Source organism: uncultured Duncaniella sp. (assembly GCF_910578445.1).
In the GTDB taxonomy this organism is placed as follows: Bacteria; Bacteroidota; Bacteroidia; order Bacteroidales; family Muribaculaceae; genus Duncaniella.
Genome location: NZ_CAJTQC010000018.1, coordinates 24,567 through 46,521 on the forward strand (window position 1 = coordinate 24,567; position 21,955 = coordinate 46,521).

The following is a 21,955-nucleotide window of genomic DNA, read 5'->3' on the forward strand; positions in this document are numbered from 1 at the left end:
ATGAGGTTTGATTGACTTATTTTATTTAAAAGTATGTCTGATTATTGTAAAGTGTGACATGCTTAAAAGTTGTGAGCTTTTTTAAACAGCCTCTAAGTATGGCAAAGATAGTTAATATGTGGTTCGTCGGCGTTTGCTCTCTGTGCCAATTTTTGTCGGATATGTGCAATACGGGTTCAGGTGTGGCTGGTAGACAACACGAGCCAATATTTTTGACACAATCGGAGAAGTCTTTTGGTGGTGGATTTCTTTATATTTGCATATGGTTATTTATCATCAGCCTGACATGAAACAAACGCTATGAGAAAATGTTTTTTATACATTGTCCTGTTATTTATTCTGGAAGTGAGCAACAGTTGTCTTATCACCGGCAGCTCACTTCCTGTAGGGGTAAATGTATCTAACCGGTGTTCGCTGGTTGAGCGTAGTGTCTTGGCTTCATGGGAGGATTCTGTCGAAGGTTTTTTATCGCGTGATGCCGGGTGTGTCCTCAGACTTGACAATTCACTTCAATCATATTATGAGGGGAAGAGTTGCCTTGAAGTGACGTTCCCGGATGGAGTCAGTGCGGATTGCTGGCGAACGATTTATAAAAATTTCACCCGTCCGCTTGACTTGAGTGAAACTTCGATGCTGGAATACGGCATATTAGTTTCGGAGGGGCCCGGTCGTGGTTTTCGTACGCGCCTTACCCTTAAGTCATCGGATGGAGAATCGTTCAGCGGTGAGGCCGATATTATCCCTACTTTATGGCAGAGCGTGATGTTCGATATGCATTCATGTCCCTTTTTGAATGATGTTGCGTCAGTCGAAATATCAGTAAAAAATGACAGTCGTCAGCCTTGGTCAGGTGTTCGATATCTGGTTGATGGATTGGCTGTCGGAAAACCGCTTGATCTTGATTTTGAAATTCCGGGCTCGGAAATGGCATTAAAGAGAATAGGCAATCCCGGCATAAGCCGTGCAGATGGTGTTGTGTCTATTGATTTTAAAGAGGGTGATGCTATTGAGTTGGCGACCGGTGGCAGTCGTAACAATATGTATAGCCCGCTGTTGGAACTTAGAAATACGGTTATGATTGCTCTTGAAAACCGTAGCAGTGCCGACAGTCTGCGTCTTTATTTCACTACAGATGCCAATTGTAAGGAGAGTTTCAAGACTGTAGCGCTATCGGGCCATTCCGGCTTACAGCTTGTCAGGTTTAATCTTTCTGATAACCCCGGCGCTAAGGGACGGCTTGAAAGAATTCGTATTGAGCCTGTCGGTGGCAGAGGGGAGCTTGATATCGACCGAATTTCCTTTGAGCGGGAAGATGTGATATATCCTGATGCCGGTATGATAAGCTCATGTAAAGTGACCGGTGACTTTGTGACGGTTAAGGGGTGCATTGACAGTTGCTATGTTGTGGATGGGGCTACAATCGAAGTGCGTCATGCTCCGTTCTGGAAATCTGAACTGCCGTTTGACAGTCTTGAACTGCTCGGGGAGTGTAATGTGGGAAGTGAGTTTGAAATCTCAGATATACCAAACTCCCGTCTGGATGGCAGAATGTCACATCTCAGCAGCAGATTTAAAGCTGCCTTACGTTTGAATGATGGGATGGTTTTGGCTATAGTCAAACCTTTTTTTATCGAAAACTGGAGAGACTTCATTGATAATCCCTATGAATTTTCTATATCCGGATTGGATTATTATGCGGATGATTTTGGTGCGAAGGGCGACGGAATCACAAATGACAATGCGGCAATTCAGCGGGCTATTGATATGGCATCTTCAAAAGGAGGCGGAAGGGTGGTGCTTAGTTGTTGGCCGGATAGAAAGTTTGAGAGGCAGTATATAGCGACAAATCTTGAACTGCGCAGGAATGTGGAACTCGTAATCGAACGAGGGGCGGTTTTGCGTCAGTCGCCACGCTATGCTCACTATGTGGAGTATCCTCCGGAATACGGACACGACAATGTGATACCCGGTGTGCCATGGACTCATTGTATGTATACTAACCGTCCCCTTATCTTGGCTAAAGATACAGAGAGGGTCAAGATTACGGGAGGAGGTAAAATCCGTATGGATGATACTTATAGCGAGAATCCTGCATGGCTTCACTATGCGCGGACATGCAGTGACCGCATACATATCGTTCCCATCGCGGTGTGTAACGTCAGGCATGTTGAAATCTGTGACATAGATATTGTAAGATGCAGTAACTATCATACCATATTCTACAGGGCTGACAGTGTATTTATCGGAAACCTGAAAATGTATGATGTTTCCTGTCTTAGCGGTGACGGTTTAAGCTTCGGCAATGCTGTGACAAATGTCCGGGTCGCAAGATGTGTGTTCGAATCAAACGATGACGGTATAGTGTTGTGCAGCAGCTATATGGATCCACGCGGAGGAGAATGGCGAGAGAGGGTCGATTCGATTGATTCGTCCGTAAGACACATAGAGGTCTATGGCAGTTACATTGACTCTTCAAGAGGAGGCGCAGGCAAAGCGTTGGCTCTTATACCATGGGGATCGACCAATCCGCGTCAGGATTTTAACGAGATAGATGATATAGAGGTGCGTGATTGTGTGTTGAGGGGCGGTCATTCGATAGGGACATGGCCTGATAATCCGTTTGATGGCAAACCGTTCGACAATACAGAAGCTGATGATTATGCGCCTGTGAAGAATTTACGCATATTTGATAATGAATATCTTTCGCCTGTTGAGCTTAACGGTGTCAAACCATCCACTTTTCTGACTGACTGCGGACTGACAGGTGGCAGTGACATAAGGAACTGTGATTTTACTGACAGGCTTGCTTATTGGTCCTATGTCGGGAAGCTGGACGATTCTGTTGAAGGAGAAATAAAAATCATCGACGGGTTGATTTATCAGGGTGTTCATCTTCCTGCTGGACTTTATCAGATTGTGTGGCACGGTAAAGGTAAAATAATCCCTGATGTGACTGATATGTATGGAAAAGCAGTAGCAATCGATGATAATGGTCGCTTCTTACTTCCAGTTCCTATGACGGTCATAGTTGGAATCAAGGGGCGTGGTGCTGCGGTAAACCACATTTCGGTAGATAAGATTCGTTAATGAACCATCAGATATAACCAACATAGAAATAATTATTCAGACGTGAAAACAATTCGCATTATCCTATCAGTCATTGCATTGACAACATCCTTGGCCATGGCGGCGCAATGGTCACCTACCAAAGCTATATTCGATGTTAAAGAACCTGTGATGAAAGTCTTTCTGCCTAAAGATGAGCTGAATACAGGACGCGCCGTCGTGGCCTGTCCGGGAGGTTCATATCTTGGCCATGCAATCGGTCATGAGGGCTGGGACTGGGCGCCTTTTTTCAATAAGCAAGGGATTGCTCTCATTGTCCTGCAATATACTCTTCCTGCCGGTGACCGTTCCAGACCTATAGGGGATGCGGAAGCAGCCATTAGACTTGTGCGCGACAGTGCGGAAGTGTGGGGGATAAATCCGATGTCGGTCGGTATAATGGGGTCTTCGGCAGGGGGACATCTGGCATCGACCATAGCAACTCATTTTTCATCATCGGATGTTCGGCCTGATTTTCAGATTCTGTTTTATCCTGTAATCTCGATGAACCCGGCACGTGGTCACGAGCTTACCCATAAAAGTTTTTTTGGAGACTCAGCTACCCCGGAGCTTATAGAAATGTATTCAAACGAAAAGCAATGTACAGCCGATACACCACGGGCTATAATTCTTACATCGGATGATGACAGTGGCGTCAATTCGGCCTATAATGCAGCTTCTTACTATATAGCATTGAAGGAAGCAGGTGTCCCTGCCACGCTCCATGTTTATCCGTCAGGTGAACACGGCTGGGGATGTCTGCAATCATTTCAGCATCACACGGAAATGCTTGACGATCTTTCTGCGTGGTTGCGTACATTCTGAATTTTAACGACACAAAATAAAACCAACCATGTTAAAAAGAATTTTGTTTGCTATGATTCTGATTATTGGAATCGGCACTGTGATTTCGGCTAAACCGAAAAAGGATAAAAAACATTCGGGTTTCACAATGTGGCAATTACCAATGCAGGTAGGGAATATCGGCAATTCCTATGTATTTAGGACAGCCGGTGGAAAGGTTATTGTATTTGATGGAGGGTGGCCGACAGAACAGCTCTACCTCCGTGGATTTATAGCCGCTCTTGGAAATGAGGTGGAGGCATGGTTCATATCCCATCCTCACGATGACCATATGGGAGTGCTGTGGCAGATTCTCAAGGACCGGCAAGGGATGAAAATCAATCATATCTATCATTCGAGGTATTCTCCCGAACTGATTGAACTCGAAAATCCCTACAGTGAATATGCTAAAGATTTCTATGCCGTGCTTGATACGGTCTCTATTCCGGTTACGGATTTCCGGGAAGCCGGATATGTCGGTGAGATAGATGGGTTTAATTTTAAAATACTCGGAGTTGTCAATGAGGAGCTACAAACTAATCCATTCAATAACTCATCTATGGTAATGAAGGTATGGGATGATAGAAAATCAATTCTTTTTCTTGCTGATACAGGTGCAGAATCTGGCGAGAAATTATTAAATGGGCCATATCGCGACGAATTGTCGTGTGATTATCTGCAAGTTGCTCATCATGGACAACATGGTTGTACGGAGAACTTCTATAAGTCAATAGATTTCCGTGCCTGTCTATGGCCTACGGCCTATTGGATTTGGACCAACGACCAAGGAGGAGGGTATAATACAGGTAATCTTGAAACGATGCAGACTCGTCAATGGATGGATGAGATTGGAATAAAAGAGCATCATGTTTCTTGTCTGGAAGGTCTGTTTAAACTGGAGTAGTCCGCAAAAATCTTAAGATTATGAGATTAAATTTGAGAAAAATAGCCATATTGACAGCTCTGATGAGCACATTGGAACTGTTTGTCTGCATTGGAACTGCCCGAACAGTTAGGCAATCATGCCGTGCTTCAGCAATTGGCTGATGTTAAACTGTGGGGATGGGCTTCTCCGGAAGCGATTGTCACTATCACACCGTCGTGGAGTGGCGATAAATCAAGCGTAAAGGCCGACAGTGATGGTAGATGGACTGTGCGGATTCCTACACCGGCAGCCTCCTACCAACCACATACCATAACCTTCTCCGAGGGTGATGAGACTATCGTTGTAAGCGATATTCTGATAGGAGAGGTCTGGCTGGCGGCAGGTCAGTCCAATATGGAGATGCCTATGATCGGGTTTAACTCTCAGCCGATTGAAGGGGCTGCAAGTGATATTGCCCGATCCGGACGCTTGCGTGACCGTGTGCGCATGGCATACATAGTAAGGGGTGATAAATATGAACCTCAAGAACGTATCGGAGGGGAGTGGAAGGTTGCAACCCCTGAGAACACTCCTTATTTCAGTGCCCAAGGTTTCTATTTCGCACGGGAACTTAATGATTTGATTGATGTCCCCATAGGGATACTCTGTGTTTCATATGGCGGCACACAGATTGAAGGTTGGCTGCCAAGGGACATACTTGAGCGTTATGGTTATGATTTCGAGGCTATGAAAGCTGAGAAGGACCGCCTCCCGGCCTATAGATACAGCACTAAATACACTTCGATGATATATCCTTTAATCGGATATACCATAAAAGGTTTCCTATGGAATCAGGGCGAATCGAATGTGAGCAATCCTGACAGATATTGCGAATTGCTTTCAGAGATGGTTGCCAGATGGCGGATTGACTGGGGTGACACTGATAATAATCTTCCATTCTATCAGACTGAAAATCCGGGTTTTGGATGGGGAAATCCCGAGGCAGTCTTTGCTGCGCTCGTCAGGGAACAGCAGAATATGGCAGTTAAAGTCATACCTAACTGTGGCATAACATGTACGAATGATCTTGTATATCCACATGAGGTGGATGTCATACATGGCACACGTAAACGAGAGATAGGTGAGCGCATGGCGTGGCAAGTCGCTGAACGGCAGTACGGATTACGAGGTATGCCATGGCGTAGTCCCGAATATCGTTCAATGACTAATTGCGATGACGGCTCTGTGCGCATACGGTTTGACAATGCGGACTATGGGCTAACACCAAACGTCGGAAATGTCGAAGGTTTTGAAGCAGCCGGTAGTGACGGAAAATTCCATAAAGCGAAAGCCGTGGTCGACTGGAATACACCAGAAGTGATTGTTACATGCCCTGAGATAAGTGCGGAAATAAAGCATGTGCGCTATTGTTTCAAGAATTTTAGTATTGGTAATCTTAAAAATTCTTTCGGCATGCCAGCCGTGCCTTTCCGAACAGACGATTTTAAGGATTAGTCAATGAACGGTTTTTTAATAATGAAAGGGTCATTTAATGACCCTTTCATTATATAGTAAGATTGCCGGAGGTGATTCCCATCATCTCCGGCAATAGCCTGCTTAGCAACTCATCTGAAAGACTTAAAATTCGTCCTTGGATCTGGACTGTCTATATAGGCTTTATCAAACCCTAATGAATCTAATTTTCTACTCTATGAATTTTATTTTCTATTTTACTTAGGAAGTTCAACGAAACGTTTGTAGGCCGACTCCCAGAGAGCTTTTCGGGTGGGAGAAGGAATAAATTTTTTGAGGGCTACAGAGCTTCCGATGATTTCACGCATCTGGCCAAGGGAGCTTACAACTCCTGCAGCTTTGGCCTGAAGCATAATGTTGCCTAATGCCGTGGCTTCTACAGGGCCGGCTATTATCGGCATCTGTAACACATCTGCGGTCATCTGGTTAAGACGGTCGTTCTGTGACCCTCCGCCGATTATGTGAAGTCGGTTGATTGGAAACGGAGCGAAGCTTTGAAGCATTTCCATTACCTGACGGTAACGAAGGGCGAGGCTTACAAGTATGCAGCATGTTATCTCTCCCTGTGTGTCCGGAACAGGTTGCAATGTCCTCCGGCAATATTCTCTTATCGCATTGACCATTGATGTCGGATTGGCGAATTCCTGTGCGTCAGGGAAGATGAGTGAGCGCATAGGATCTGTCACCTTGTCGGATAACGTAAACAGTGTATCGAAATCGGTAGGTTTCGCTTCTTTCTTCCATTCATTCCGACATGATTCAAGAAGCCACATTCCACAGATGTTTTTCAGGAAACGGGTCGTAGTCTCGACGCCACCTTCGTTTGTGAAGTTTGCGACGCAGCTGTCGTCATTGATGATGGGTTTCTTTACTTCGATACCCATCAGACTCCATGTCCCACTGCTGAGATAGGCAAAATTCTCGTCAGGTGTCGGTATGGCTGCGATGGCCGAGGCTGTGTCATGTCCGGCGACAGAGATGATCGGTATCTGCGGCATTCCTGTGCGCCGGCTGACATCTGGTGTAAGTCGGCCGATTACAGTGGCCGGCATGATGAGTGGAGGGAAGAGGTCTGCACTAAGGCCGAGTGCTTTCAGCAATTCTGGTTCGATAGTGCGGCTTACCGGATTCAGGAGCTGTGAGGTTGATGCGATTGTATATTCCGTAACTTCGATTCCACACAATAGATAGCTCAGGGCATCCGGCAGAAACATTATGCGTTTCGCAGCGTTAAGCGATGAATTGCAGTTGCGTTTCATGGCTGAAAGCTGGAACAAGGTATTGAAGTTCATCACCTGTATTCCTGTAAGGTCATACACCTGCTCACTTGCCATGGATTCCTTAAAGAAGCGTGCCGGTTCATCGATGGTATGGTTGTCCCTGTAACTGATAGGATTTGCGAGAGGCTGACCGTCCTGACCGAAACATACGATATCGACACCCCATGTGTCGATACCGACTGATGTCGGGATTATATTTTCGGATGCAAGCAGGCGTAACGCTTTTTCAATTTCATTGTATAAATGAGGTAAATCCCAGTACTGATGTTTCCCCATGTGGACTATATTGTGACTGAATCGCGTAAGTTCGTCAATGGAGACATTGTTGTCAGTTACAGTACCGAGTATTGTGCGTCCGCTGGTAGCTCCGAGGTCTACCGCAAGAAATTGGTGCTTCATGATGGTTTATAGGATTGATGAGGGATGTCACAAAAGTAATATCGGTAACAGGATTGTGGATTCCTGTTACGTTTCAATTATTGTGCATTTTGTTTCACCTATCCTGTCAGCAATCAAGTTGCAACAATTAGAGTGTATATTTGAAAGACTGTCTGATTTTCGGAGTTATGGTGGAGGTTAATATCAAGGTGGCGTTTCTATTGGTCAATGGCCACGGTGCATTGCGAGAAGTGATTTGTAACATAAGCACGCGGTGAAACGCCGAAATGTTTCTTGAACAGGGATGAGAAATGACTTTGATTGCCAAATCCGGTGCGCTCGCCGACCTCGCCTACGGTATATTCGCGTGTAAGTAGAAGTTCTGCCGCGCGGTTGAGCCGATAGACGCGCAACAGATCGTTTGGTGAAATGCCTGTAAGCGCTTTTACTTTGCGATAGAAATTTGTCCTTGAGAATCCTAACTCCCGGCCTAACATGTTGACATTTAGATCGCAGTTGTCAAGGCTGTTGTCAATATAGGCATAAAGTTTTTCAAGGAATTTTTTATCTAAAGGAGATAATTCATCCTGATTATCCTTATTTACTCCGGCTTCGCTTATGCCGGCCGAGGCAAGAATCATGGTTGCCCGCTGCGAGCGTCTGTTATAGAGATTATTGACTCTGGCTATAAGAACATCCGGACTGAACGGTTTGCATAAATAGGCATCAGCTCCGCAATTGTATCCTTGAATTTTATGTTCGTCGAGAATCTTTGCGGTAAGGAGGATGACAGGTATGTGGCAAGTGGAACTATCTTCTTTAATTTTCCGGCATAGTTCGAATCCATCGGTTTCACCCGGCATCAGCACATCGCTTATTATGATGTCAGGACATTCCTGAGTTGCTTTCAGAAGCCCATCCTGACCGTCAAACGCCTGAATGACAGTGAAGTTGGGGCTGAATATGGTTGATATGAATGTATTCAGCGAGCTATTGTCGTCAATAATCAGTATTTTAGGCTTAATTTCATCCGAGTCGTCAGTATCGGTGTTTGTATCCGGATTAGCCTCGTTGAATTGTTCTTTTTCGGCATTATCCTCATCATTTATTGTCGGTGTGAACGACACCGGTTTTTTATCGACCTGAATATCAGGAGATGTTGTCTGGAATTCGGAAGGAGAGAATGCTTCGTCACATACAGGAAATATGACTGTGAATGTCATGCCTCCGTTAGAATTTTTATTAGTCCTGATGATGCCTTTATGTTCTTTTACAAGATGTGACACAAAATGGAGTCCTATCCCGAATCCTTCAGTCTTTTTTGTGCTGTCGATACCAAGCAACCGTTTGAATGGCTGGAAGATTTTGGGTATGTCCTCTTCTTGGATGCCACAACCATTGTCGATCACTGAAATTTGTGCGTATGTGAAGTCATTATCGTTGTCAAATCCGTCAGGATGTTTTATAAGGTCAAGCCTCAGTGTGACGGTTCCGTTATCCGTCGAATACTTCACGGCGTTAATGATAAGATTGCTGATGATTTTCTCAATCTTATCACTATCGTATGTCAGCATCGTATCATCGTCGGTGGTCTGCCGTTCAAACAGTATGGTCACGCGGTTTTCTGTAGCATAGAATGTGTAGAGTTTCGCCAACGATTCAAGTTGTAGAGCCAGATTGTTTTTGGCAACTTGCAGAGGGAGCGTTTCATTGTTGACACGACGGAAACTTAGAAGCTGATTTATAAGCGTCATCAGTCTCTCGACATTGCTGTCGATGAAATCGATTGATTCCTTGATTTGGTCGTCGGTCATTGATTTATGGTTGGCACGGAGATATTTGGCCGGTCCGCATATCAGTGTGAGAGGAGTGCGGAGTTCATGGGAGATATTGGTAAAGAAGTTGATGCGGTTTGCTGTTGTCCGTTTCTCTTGTTTAATGCGCTCTTCGGAAAGCAGATATTTTTGCTTTATGAGTTTGAAACGAAGATAGCTGCGGTTGATTGTAAAAATGATGCTTAGAGCAAATAACAGATATAGGAGTATGGCCGGGGTAGATAACCACGGATTCTGGGTGACCGTTATGTTCAGCAGTCTGACCGGTTCTTGCCACTCTCCACCTTTGAAACGAGCTTTGACATAGAATTCATAGTCGCCCGACGAAAGGTCGGAATATGATACACGTGTATAGTGGTCGTTGTTGATAAAATCCTTATCGCGTCCTTTAAGCATGTAGGCATATTCGATGTTGCCCGGACTGTCGTAGCATACAGCGAAATACTCGATATTGATAGAGTTGTCTTTGTGGCTGATGGAGATTTGCTCGACTGATGATTCGGCACGGTTTTCATCTTCGCCTCTTAGGATTGGTCTGTAGTCGGGGAGCTGCCACAAGCCACGAGTAACTACCGAAATTGGGGCGGGCGATTTTTTTAAGTCGGTCAACGGTGCTATTTCTTCAAGTCCTGCATTGCCACCGAACAGAATCTTACCTCCGGGCATTGACGCGACACATTTTTCATGAAACTGATTTCCTCCGAGGCCTTCCGATTTCAGATATGAGTTGATTATCTTTCCATCGGAATTGAATCGGTAAATGCCATAGCTGCTGCTGGCCCATATATCTCCGTGGAGGTCTTGGGAGAGTCCGACAATGTCGAATTTATGATTGCCGAGACATGATGTGATTTCACGGGTCGCGAAATCAAAATGTAGCAAACCGTTGTGATATGTGCCTATCCATAGTTTCTTGTCGCGGTCAAGCATCAGGTCTATGGCAGAGTCGATAGCTTTGCCGTCGGAACTTTCGACAATACTGACAGTCATGCTGTTTATGTCGATGAGGTAAAGATTATCGGTATAGGCCGAAATCAATACATGTTCATCGTCGTATGGAATGATTTTCGTAATGTTATTGGATTGAATGAGTGGCGTTGTAATCTTCTTGACTATATTGAGGTTTTGGTCAATGATGAAAAGTCCGCTATTGTCTGTTCCGACCCACATCTGTCCGGCGCTGTCCATGGCCATGCTGACGGCATTGACAAAAAACGGGAATTTCTTCAACATTTCAAGACTTCTGTGGCCTGAAGCGGATATAGTTGGTCTGCAAACGATAAGACTGTTGTTGTAGCCGATCCATAGACGCCCGTTGGAGTCCAAAGCCATTTCCTGAACAAAATCATGAGAAAACGAGTTGAGCGCTGTGGATGTATGACTGTTGAAATATTGTTTTGTCTTGGTTTTGCTGTCATAGAAGGCTATGCCGTTGTAGCGAGTCCCGACCCACAGATTTCCATTATTGTCAGGTGTGGCTCTTGTCACAAATTCGTCGCGGAATGATTTGATGAGTTTGCGGTTGATGTTGAAGATGCTTGGACGGTCGGCCATAAGTACTTCCCCTCTGTCGAATGTCGACACCCACACGTTTTTATCCCTGTCATAGAACAGGTTGGTAATCTCGTCGGTTTGGAGTTCGCTGAAATCGATGTTGTTGTATTTGTGACTGACGGAATCGGTTGCAGGATTGTAGACCAGCACACCCCGGTTGCCGGTGGCTATCAGCTGTATGCCGTCTTCAATAGTAAGTATACGGTTGATTTCCGTATCATCGCCGATTGAGGTAGGCGACGTGCTACGGGTGGTCGTGTTGAATTTCAACACTCCGTTGGGTGTGCCGAGCAGAAGTCCGTTGTCCGTACAAGCGAGTGTTCTTACGTGGTTGTTTGGATCGAATTCAAGTTTGATGGTCGGTTTGAGTGTTGAATCAATCCCCATCATACATGTCTCGTTGGAAATCCATAGTTGATTATCCGGACCTTTGACTGCCGTTTTGACAGACTCTCCGTCAATTCTTACGCGCAGGTCAATGCGTCCGGAGGCCTTGTCAAGTTCATATAGTCCTCCCGCTCCATAACATAGAAGCCGTCCGGCATATTCGATAAACCCGTAGCTGACAAAATCGTGCGTAGAGCCATTTTCAAGTTTAAAACGGCGGAATGTCTTTGTCCCTTTTTCGAGCGCGCAGACACCGGTGTTTGTGGCTACCATGAGCCATCCGTCACTGTCATTGAACAGGTCTATTACAGAACTTGACGGAACTGTCTGATAATCGTCCTTGTCGCCAAAAAAAATGTCGTACTCATCACCATAGCTCTTGCACAGACCGTTGGCTGTGGCAATCCAGATATAACCATAGGAATCTTGGCCGATGGCACGCACGCAGAGGTTTGACAGTTCAGGTCGCCTTGCGGGTGTATAGGCCTCTAAATCAAAACTCCCGATAATGCACAGGAGTAAAATTAGGATTGTAGTAGATGTCTTCAACTGAGGTTTGCTGTTTTCATGATAATTGCAAAGATATATATTTATTTTGATTAAAGTTGAAAGGAAGTGTACCCATATGGTGACATCGATAATTTTGACAAAGCTTTTTTAGCATTTAAACAAGTTTGACAAAATTTGGAACATATGTTAATTGCTTGTGTGCGAATACGCAGAAAAATGACCAATGCCCGACAACGGTAAAGGATGGTGAGTTGCTAACTTTGCATACGGACATCACCAAGAAAATTATCAGTAAAATCGTCTATATCTCAAACCGAGCAATCACATTATAAATTTTCTCCATGAATATTAAGAAACTATGTTTACTCGCTCTTTTGGGCGCAGCTCTACTGCCTAACACAGCCACCGGTGAAATCAAGCGCACATCAGTGCAGCCGACGCGCATTGTATGGATGTCGGATACGACCGGTGAGTACATAAAGAATCCCGAAATACTGATGAAAGATTTCAAGGGACAGGTATCTGTCGCTGATAATAGTTGCACTGTGATGCGCAGTAGCGGCAATCATCAGGCTGCCATTCTTGTTGATTTCGGGAAGGAGCTACATGGGGCTATCAAGATTTCGTCGGGTATGCGTGCGTCGTCGCGTCCGCTACGTCTGAGAGTGCGTCTGGGAGAGTCGGTTTCTGAAGCCATGAGCGATGTCGCTCCGTACCATAATCCACATAATGCCACTAATGAGCATGCAATGCGCGATTTTGAGATTCATGTTCCGTGGCTCGGTTCTCTTGAGCATGGTAACAGCGGTTTCCGTTTCGCCCGGATTGACCTTATCGATCAGGATGTCGATTATCTGCTGCGCAATGTGCAGGCCATAAGCGTGATGATTGATGATCCGGAGGTGGGTTCGTTCAATTGCAGTGACGAGCGCTTGAATAAAATTTGGGAGACAGGTGCATATACAGTAAAACTCAATATGCAGGATTATCTCTGGGACGGTATAAAGCGCGACAGGCTCGTCTGGCTTGGAGACCTCCATCCTGAAGTGATGGCTGTCAATAATGTGTGGGGGAAGCATGATGTGGTGCGTCGTACGCTTGATTTTGCTAAGGCAGATACTCCGCTGCCCGGGTGGATGAATGGGTTCAGCTCCTACTCGATGTGGTGGCTTCTCATACACAGGGACTATTATCTCCATCACGGCGACATGGCTTACCTGAAAGAGAACCGTGACTATATATTAGACCTTGTCCGCCAGCTTGACGAGTGTGTGGATGTCAGCGGAGAGGAAAAAATGACAGGCGTGCGTTTTCTTGACTGGCCTACATCGGAGAAGCTCGACGTTATCCACGACGGTTTGCAGTCGCTTACATATATGACCCTTAAGGCCGCCCGCCAGATTGCCGGATGGCTTGACGATAAGGAGATGGATGCAGTGGCTGCTGAGACGCTCGCCCGCATGGAGAAATTCGAAATCAAACGGACTGATGCGAGTCAGGCTCTCAGCCTTAGTGTGCTGTCGGGGATGTCTAAAAATCCGGATGCCGACTGTCGGACGCTCCTTGATAACGGTATAAACTCATTTTCACCGTTTTATGGCTATTATGCCGTCGAGGCACTTGCTGAAAACGGCTATGTTGAAAAAGCGATGGAAATGATAAGTGATTATTGGGGGGCTATGATTGACCTTGGCGCAACTACTTTCTGGGAAGATCTCAATTATCCAGACACAAAGAATGCGGCAAGAATCGATGAGATTGTTCCCTCCGGAAAATATGATATCCATAGTGAGGGCGGTGCTTATTGCTACGTCGGCTTACGTCTGAGCCTGTGTCATGGCTGGGGGGCCGGCCCGACTCCTTGGCTGCAACGCTATGTGCTTGGTGTCAAACCGCTTGAGCCCGGTTGCAGAACCATCCAAGTCAAACCGAATCTCGGCTATCTTTCATATGCCAGCGGAACTGTGCCGACTCCTTACGGTCCGGTGTCTGTAGAAGCACGCAAGGATTCGTCAGGTAAAACAGTAGTAAATGTCAAGGCCCCGAAGGGAGTGAAAGTTTCCAGATAGATGTAGGAGTCTCCTTCCTGCACACCTCAATCCTTAAAAGCAATATCTGATCATGAATTACAGGGAACTATTATATAGGGCCGTCGCGGCTGTGGTCTTGTCGTTGCCACTGACTCTTTCGGCTGACAGCGATGTCATAGACCTCTATCCTGATACATGGGTGGCAATTGACGGAATCGACCGCGTTATGCCCACGGCGGATGACCATCCGCTTCGGACTGATAAGAATCGTACGGTCGGGATATTCTATGTGTCATGGCATTACGATTGGTTTCATACGAATTTCAAGTCGCCATATGCTTCTGACGTGACAAAGATTCTTCAAGAAGACCCGGCCGCACGTCTGGATTATAACCATAGATTGTGGCCTCATGAATTTGCTTACCATTGGGGAGAACCTGAGCTTGGATATTTCACAAGCTGTGATCCCTATGTGATAAGAAAAGATATTTCCATGCTCACGGATGCAGGAGTTGATGTCCTGATTCTTGACTGCACTAACGGAGTCTGCTATGTCGATGAATGGAATGCTCTGCTTTCTGTCATGACAGCTATGAAAAAGGAGGGAAATATCGTCCCGAAGGTGTGTTTCTGGGGCTATAATAATGAAGTGGCTAAGCGTCTGTATGATATTTATGAATATTATTATCTCGGCGAGCGCTACAAGGATTTGTGGTTCTATTGGGATGGCAAGCCTCTGCTGCTCTACAATGAAGAGGCCCAATATCCACAGGAAATGCGCGATTTTTTTACGCTACGTCATATGTGGTGGGGCTACTATAGCACGAACGGCAAACGCTATGTCGGGACAGAGGACCATTGGAGTTTTGGCTACGACATGCATGACCCGCATGTGAAGAATCTTGCTCCGGCCGAACGGGCATCGCTTCATGACGGGCGTTATGAACAGATGGCCGTCACACCTGCGCAGCATGCCTCTACCATGGTCGGGAAATCATGGACACTCGCTGCCGGCGAGCCTGCGCTCAATGAGTATGATCTTCCGAAGAAAAAGTTTTTCAATAAAAAGTGGATCGACCATCCCGAATATTATGGATTTTATTTCAAGGAACGTTGGGATGAAGCGCTAAGTGTCGACCCCGATTTTATCTATATCAATGATTGGAATGAATGGATCGCCGGGCAGTTTCCTGCTGCCGGGGGTGTGAATTTCATGGGCCGTCAGAGCAACTATCATTTTGTTGATCAGTATAATGCCGAGTTCAACCGCACGATTCAGCCGATGAAGGGTGGGGGTACTGACAATTATTACATGCAGATGGTCGACGGTATCCGTCGTTATAAGGGTGTTCGCGAAGCTCCGATTGCTACCCGTGCCACAGCTCTCGACATCAATTCGGATTTATCAATCTGGGACGGGGTCGTGGAGACATTCTATGACACTCCGTGCGACGTTGCCCACCGCGATTATACAGGCTATGGTGGTAATAAATATCAGAATGCTTCAGGCCGTAATGATATATTGATTTCCAAGGTCAATGTGAATGGCGGAAAGGTGTCTTTTTATGTGGAGACTGCTTCTGCTCTCACTCCTTATACTGATGCAAACTGGATGTTGCTGTTCATAAACACAGATTGTGATTTCAAAACTGGTTGGCATGGGTTCGATTTCCTTATCAATAAGGAATTTGAGTCAGACAGTCTGACGTATGTGATGAGATGGGACACTGCTTCCTCGCAATGGGTGAGAACCTCTTTGGCTGAGTTCCGTACGGATGGCAATCGGCTTGTAGTTGAGATTCCGATGGCAGCCTTAGGTCTGATGGACTCCGAGAAGGGCAATTTCTATTTTAAATGGGCTGATAATCCGACCGATATTGATGACCCTATCTCACTTTGTCTAAACGGTGACACCGCTCCCAATCGCCGTTTCTGCTATAATTTCCGCTGGAATTATTCTTCGACCAAGATAGATAGTGTGGATGAAACGAAAAATAATCTCCGTGTCACTCCGATTGTCGGAAACAGACTGAATGTTGAATGTGCCGGAAACTTCACGGTCACAAATGTACTCGGGTCTGTAATGGCTTCAGGGTCAGGAACACAGACGGTTACACTTCCAAGTGCGGGGCTCTATATTGTAACCTCACTTGGAAAGTCTGTCAAGGTGGTTGTGAGGTGAGACGCCTTAGGAGATATTTTAGCATTTTATAGATACCTGATACAAATGATTTATCGCAATTTTATATCGATACTAATGGTCTTTGTGGCCGGTCTCTCTGTAAAGGCAGAATCAGGGAGAGTTGCCACCGAAAGTGACCACTGGATGCTTACGGATGCTCTTGGCCGTAAGGCCTGTGGGTATGATGTGGCCGGCGACCGCAAAGAAGACCGTTTTGTGGGTATGTTCTACTGGACGTGGCATCAGGGTTTTGATTCGGCCGGTGGTAATGATGATACGTCCGTTGAGGTCAAGAACATCTCGGAAGTGATTCGTCAGCATCCGGAGGCCATGAATGACTATAATCATCCGGCATGGGGAGAACCGGGTAAGCGTCCGGGAGTTTTCTACTGGGATGAGCCTATTTTCGGTTATTATAAGACTACTGACCCATGGGTGCTTCGCAAACATGCCGAGATGCTTGCCGACGCAGGTATTGATTGTGTGTTTTTTGACTGCACTAACGGTGCGCATATATGGGAAAACTCGTTCCGTGTGTTGCTCAGGACATGGGATAAGGCTCAGAAAGACGGGGTCAATGTCCCAAAGATAGTCTTTATGCTTCCGTTTGCACCTACTGAAGATTCGCGTAAGTCGCTTTTAAATCTCTACAGCGGACTTTACGGTAAGGGCGAGTATGAAAATTTATGGTTCTACTGGAAAGGAAAGCCACTCATCATGGCCTATCCCGACAATCTGGCAACGACAGGAACTGAGCAGGAAATACGCGAATTCTTTACCTTCCGTCCGGGACAGCCCGACTATGTCTGTGGTTCAGACCCGACCTCTGACCAATGGGGCTGGCTTGAGGTTTATCCCACTCACGGTTATTGTTATGATAAAGATGCAAAACAGTTTGAGCAGTGTGTGGTCGGGATAGCCCAGAACGCACGCGCTCTCAGTGGCGGACATTGCTGTGCGTTTAATTTGCCTGACACTTATGGCCGGAGCTACAGCTATCTGAAAGGCTTTGACCCTCGTGAGGATGCTTACTTGTATGGGTGGAATTTTCAGGAGCAGTGGGACAGGGCCATTGGTTATCTCAAACCACAGATGGTATTCGTCACTGGATGGAATGAATGGACATCCGGAATGTGGACCAAGGCTCACGGGTGGAGCGATCCGCTGTCGTTTGTCGATCAGTTTGACCGTGACCATAGCCGTGACATAGAACCGACCAAGGGCTGGGGTGACAAAGGAGATGTCTATTATCAGCAGCTTGTCGATAATGTCCGCCGGTATAAAGGCATGTCTAAACCTCAGACTGCATCCGCACAAAAGACCATAGAACTCGGCCGTAGAGATGAGTGGGACGATGTGCTTCCGGAATATAAGGCTTATCGTGGCAACACATTTCACCGAGACCACAGAGGCCGTTATGACAAATACTATACCAATAATTCAGGTCGAAACGATATTGTCGGAGCGAAGGTCGCTCATGACAGAGACTACGTGTACTTCCGTGTGGAGACGGCCGATGCTCTTACTACTCCGACCGATCCGAACTGGATGATGCTTTTTATAGACATTGACCGTAATAAGGCTACCGGATGGAACGGCTATGATTTCATTGTTAACCGTAAGTCACCAGCAGCCGACGGTGTGTGCATTGAAAAATCCATAGGAAATTCATGGGACTGGCGACAGGTCGGTAATGGTCGCTATGCGGTCAACGGAAATATATTGGAAATCGCAATACCCAAGACTCTCTTAGGTGTCGATGGTAAGCTCAGTTTCGAGTTCAAGTGGAACGACAATATGCAGAATCCGGGCGATATCATGGACTTCTATGTTAACGGAGACACAGCTCCCGGCGGACGGTTCAACTATCTTTATGAATCATTGCAGTAATCTCGAAATAAAGCGAAGTTTTCAAATGTCTCCAAAGCATAGTTTTAAAGATGAAATATGCTGCGGAGTGTTAAATCAAATAAGAAACATCACATATGTAATATGCTTATAAACAGAGCTGTATGATGATTATGGCACATATTGCAAATAAATATGATAAAAAAATGAAACAAATATAAATAAAGTTGAAACTACGAACAAAGCATGTGAATATCGTAGATGCTAACTTTGCGAATAAACTTAATCAACCAATCATGACCTACCATCAAAAACATTACATTGCAATTTGCATGGCTATGCTGCTCTGGCTGGTATCAGCTCCGGCCTTGTGGGGTGTTGAATTCCCTGTGGTCAGCGGTACAGTCATCGATGGCGAAGGCGAGCCTGTAATAGGAGCGACCATCCGAGAATTGAATACCACGAATGCGACGTTTACCAATGTTGACGGAGAGTTCACACTTAGGCTCACCTCAAAAAAACCTGTATTGGAAATTAGCTTTATAGGCTATAAGACCGTCAGGAAGCCGGTTGACTCGCCTACACTCAATGTGACTATGGAGACAGAAACCACCGATCTTGATGAAGTGGTTGTGGTGGCCTATGGTCAGCAGAAAAAGGTTACTGTCACCGGATCTGTAGCGGCAGTCGGAGCTGCGGAGATAAAAAAATCGTCCGAACCGAATCTTGCGGCTACACTTTCCGGAAAGCTTCCGGGACTCACAACGATGCAGCAGAGCGGTGCGCCCGGCGAGGATGATGTTAAAATGTTTCTCCGTGGTGCAGCCACGACAAATGGAACATCTCCTCTTATTCTTGTCGACGGAATCCCACGCTCGTCCATGAGCGAAATCGACCCGAATGAAGTTCAGTCAATAAGTGTACTCAAGGATGCTTCATCGACGGCTGTGTTCGGTGTGCGCGGAGCTAACGGTGTCATATTGATTACCACCCGTCGAGGTGAGGAAGGTAAGGTCAATGTCCATGGTCAGGTCAACTACTCGATGCAGAAGTTTAACTATTGGCCCGAAGGACGCCATTCGTATGATTTTGTGCGTCTGGCCAATGAAGCGTCTCTCAATGACGGCGGTGTGCCAAAGTACACAGATGCTCAGGTGGCTCTTTATGATTTGTGGAAGACAGGTGGTTCGGACGATCCGGCCATACGCTACTGGTATCCTGACACGGACTGGGGTGATGTCTATCTCAAAGATCATTCTAACATGGTTCAGGCCAATGTTAATATCTCCGGTGGTTCAAAGAAATTGAAATATTTTGCCAGCGCTGGTTATGTCTATCAGGGTGGTATGTATAAGACAGAGTCAAAGGATGCGCTCGGTTATGATCCGCAATCGAAGATGAACCGCTATAATATCCGCACGAATCTTGACTATAACTTTAATAGCTGGATTAGTGCTTCTCTCGACGTAAGTTCTTCTATCAGGAAGACCAATCAGGCTGCTGCGAATATGGCGGGATCTAATACGGCCGGACTGCGTTGGTCGGCATTGACTTCAAAGCCTACCGTTCCGGGGCCTCTGACGATTGCCGGAAATGAGACAAACGGATTTGTTGTTTCCGAGGGTGTTCGCGACGACGGTTCTCTGGCTCTTCATTATGTCAAGGGCAATCGTGTGGTGCAGGACAATGAGCTCTCTCTTGCCCAGTCGGCTTACGGACAACTCAATCGTTCAGGTTATAAGCTGCTTGTCGAAGCATCGGCAAACGCTATTGCAACTCTCAATTTCAATCTCGACCGTGTCACCAAAGGCCTCTCTGCCCGTGGCGTGATTTCATTTGAGACATATGCGCAGCAGCTGACAATGGGCAGCAAGGACTTTTCAGGTTACCGCTACGATCTCAACCCCGGAGGATATGACCACCCGGTTTTCACGATGGAGGGTAATTCCGAAGACGACGGCCAGCTTGCGCTTTCACGTGCCGATATTAGCCGATGGTTCATGAATGTGCAGGCTCAGATTAACTATAACCGCACTTTCAACAAGATTCACAATGTGACCGGTATGGTTCTCTTCCAGCGCGACGAGAAGGAAAACATTCTTGGTTCGATTCCGTATAAGATGATTGGTCTTGCCGGACGTTTCACCTATGCGTTCGATTCCCGTTATCTTGCTGAGGTCAATATCGGATATAACGGTTCTGAGCAGTTTGCTCCCGGTCATCGTTTTGGTTTCTTCCCTGCATTTTCGCTTGGCTGGGTAGCTTCAAACGAAAAATTCATGCAGCCTCTTGCTGAAGCCGGTTGGCTGACCAAACTGAAATTCCGTGCTTCGGTCGGGAAAGTCGGTAATGATGAACTTTATGCCGGAGCAGACGAGGCAATTCGTCAGAATCATAGATTCCTCTATCTCGACAATAACTCGAAAATTCCATTCATCTACCATCCACAGGATGCCATTATGATTCCGGGCTCGCTCACAAGCGCCGGCGACGGTACGGGTGTCATCTATGAAAGTCTCATCGGTAATCCTGATATTCATTGGGAAACAGCATGGAAACAGAATTACGCTGTTGATTTCACACTGTTCCGAAACTTGGACGTGACATTCGACTGGTTTTATGAGAAGCGTTCCGATATTCTTATCTCGCGCAACACAATTCCAAGTCTCGGTGGCCTGACCACAACGCAACTTCCGCGTTCCAATTTCGGTAAGGTCAGGAATTCCGGTTATGAAATCTCCGGCCGCTATAACTATTCGATAAACAAAAATCTTGATTTCTTCCTCTCAGGAAACTTCTCCTATGCAAAGAATATCGTTATCAACGCTGATGAGGTATATCTTGGTGATGACTATGCCTATCCTTATCGGACTGAAGGATTCAGCATCGGACAGCAGTTCGGCTATCTTATAGACCGTTCGGTAAATCCTGAGCTTGGACTTGACGGGACCGGGTTCTATAATTCTGACGAACAGATTGCATTGCGCGGACTCACATACTCCGGCATTCAGCCAAAACGTGGTGACTTCGTATATAAGGATCTTAATAATGACGGAATCATTGACCAAAAGGATATAGCACCGATAGGATATTCGAGTCTTCTACCGCGGATTTCATATGGTCTGACATTCGGAGGTAACGCATATGGGTTTGATTTTTCAGTGATGCTTCAGGGCGTAGGAAAATATACCCGTTATTTCGGCAGTCAGGTGATGTATGAAGGATTCGGAACTGTTTTCTTCTCTGATATGTGTGACAATCGCTGGAGCGACGAGCGCTATGCGGCCGGTGAAACCATCACCCATCCTCGACTCTCGCTTGTCGACACATCGAGCCATACCACGAATGATTACTACACGATGGATGCGTCATATATCCGTCTCAAGAACCTTACAGTCGGTTACACTCTGCCACAGAAACTGACAAAGAAAATAGGTATGAGCAATGTGCGAATATATATGAGCGCCGACAATCTCCATACATGGAACAAACTACATACCAAGATGATTGACCCCGAACAGAATGGATTTTCGGCTTATCCGCTGATGAAAACCTATACTGCCGGTCTGTCGATCGACCTCTAAGAATATTTCCCAATATATTTT

10 protein-coding genes are annotated in these 21,955 nt (G+C 46.0%); 8 read left to right on the forward strand and 2 right to left on the reverse strand.

Annotation, left to right across the window (positions count from 1 at the left end; translation table 11 throughout):
* The first annotated feature begins 345 nt into the window (after positions 1-345).
* The 4 genes from QZ311_RS08345 (at position 346) to QZ311_RS08360 (ending at position 6,328) form a co-directional block, all read left to right on the forward strand.
* Positions 346-3,087 (forward strand): glycosyl hydrolase family 28-related protein, encoded by a 2,742-nt coding sequence (locus QZ311_RS08345; protein ID WP_297066645.1) that lies wholly within the window; start codon positions 346-348, stop codon positions 3,085-3,087.
* 42 nt (positions 3,088-3,129) lie between these two features.
* Complete coding sequence (locus QZ311_RS08350) at positions 3,130-3,930, forward strand: alpha/beta hydrolase (RefSeq protein WP_297066646.1); 801 nt, start codon at positions 3,130-3,132, stop codon at positions 3,928-3,930.
* 28 nt (positions 3,931-3,958) lie between these two features.
* Positions 3,959-4,852: an MBL fold metallo-hydrolase gene (locus tag QZ311_RS08355; RefSeq protein ID WP_297066647.1), complete on the forward strand. Its 894-nt coding sequence runs from the start codon at positions 3,959-3,961 to the stop codon at positions 4,850-4,852.
* Positions 4,853-4,942: 90 nt separating this feature from the next.
* Entirely contained in the window at positions 4,943-6,328 is a 1,386-nt protein-coding gene (locus tag QZ311_RS08360; RefSeq protein ID WP_297066648.1) for a sialate O-acetylesterase, read from the forward strand.
* Between the two features lie 215 nt (positions 6,329-6,543).
* Here the strand turns inward: QZ311_RS08360 and QZ311_RS08365 are convergent, their stop codons facing one another.
* Together QZ311_RS08365 and QZ311_RS08370 are read right to left on the reverse strand one after the other, a co-directional pair.
* Positions 6,544-8,025 (reverse strand): rhamnulokinase, encoded by a 1,482-nt coding sequence (locus QZ311_RS08365; RefSeq protein WP_297066650.1) that lies wholly within the window; start codon positions 8,023-8,025, stop codon positions 6,544-6,546.
* Positions 8,026-8,222: 197 nt separating this feature from the next.
* A complete protein-coding gene (locus QZ311_RS08370) occupies positions 8,223-12,329 on the reverse strand; it encodes a two-component regulator propeller domain-containing protein (RefSeq protein ID WP_297066652.1) in 4,107 nt (1,368 codons plus the stop codon).
* A gap of 302 nt (positions 12,330-12,631) precedes the next feature.
* Here QZ311_RS08370 and QZ311_RS08375 point away from each other — a divergent pair, with 302 nt between their 5' ends.
* From QZ311_RS08375 to QZ311_RS08390, 4 genes are all read left to right on the forward strand, one after another.
* A complete protein-coding gene (locus QZ311_RS08375; RefSeq protein WP_297066654.1) occupies positions 12,632-14,359 on the forward strand; it encodes an alpha-L-rhamnosidase C-terminal domain-containing protein in 1,728 nt (575 codons plus the stop codon).
* A 52-nt stretch (positions 14,360-14,411) separates the two neighbouring features.
* On the forward strand, positions 14,412-16,502 hold the full coding sequence (locus QZ311_RS08380) for a hypothetical protein (RefSeq protein ID WP_297066655.1): 2,091 nt from the start codon (positions 14,412-14,414) through the stop codon (positions 16,500-16,502).
* 45 nt (positions 16,503-16,547) lie between these two features.
* A complete protein-coding gene (locus QZ311_RS08385) occupies positions 16,548-18,392 on the forward strand; it encodes a hypothetical protein (RefSeq protein ID WP_297066656.1) in 1,845 nt (614 codons plus the stop codon).
* 296 nt (positions 18,393-18,688) lie between these two features.
* On the forward strand, positions 18,689-21,934 hold the full coding sequence (locus QZ311_RS08390; RefSeq protein WP_297066658.1) for a TonB-dependent receptor: 3,246 nt from the start codon (positions 18,689-18,691) through the stop codon (positions 21,932-21,934).
* The last annotated feature ends 21 nt before the right edge of the window (positions 21,935-21,955 follow it).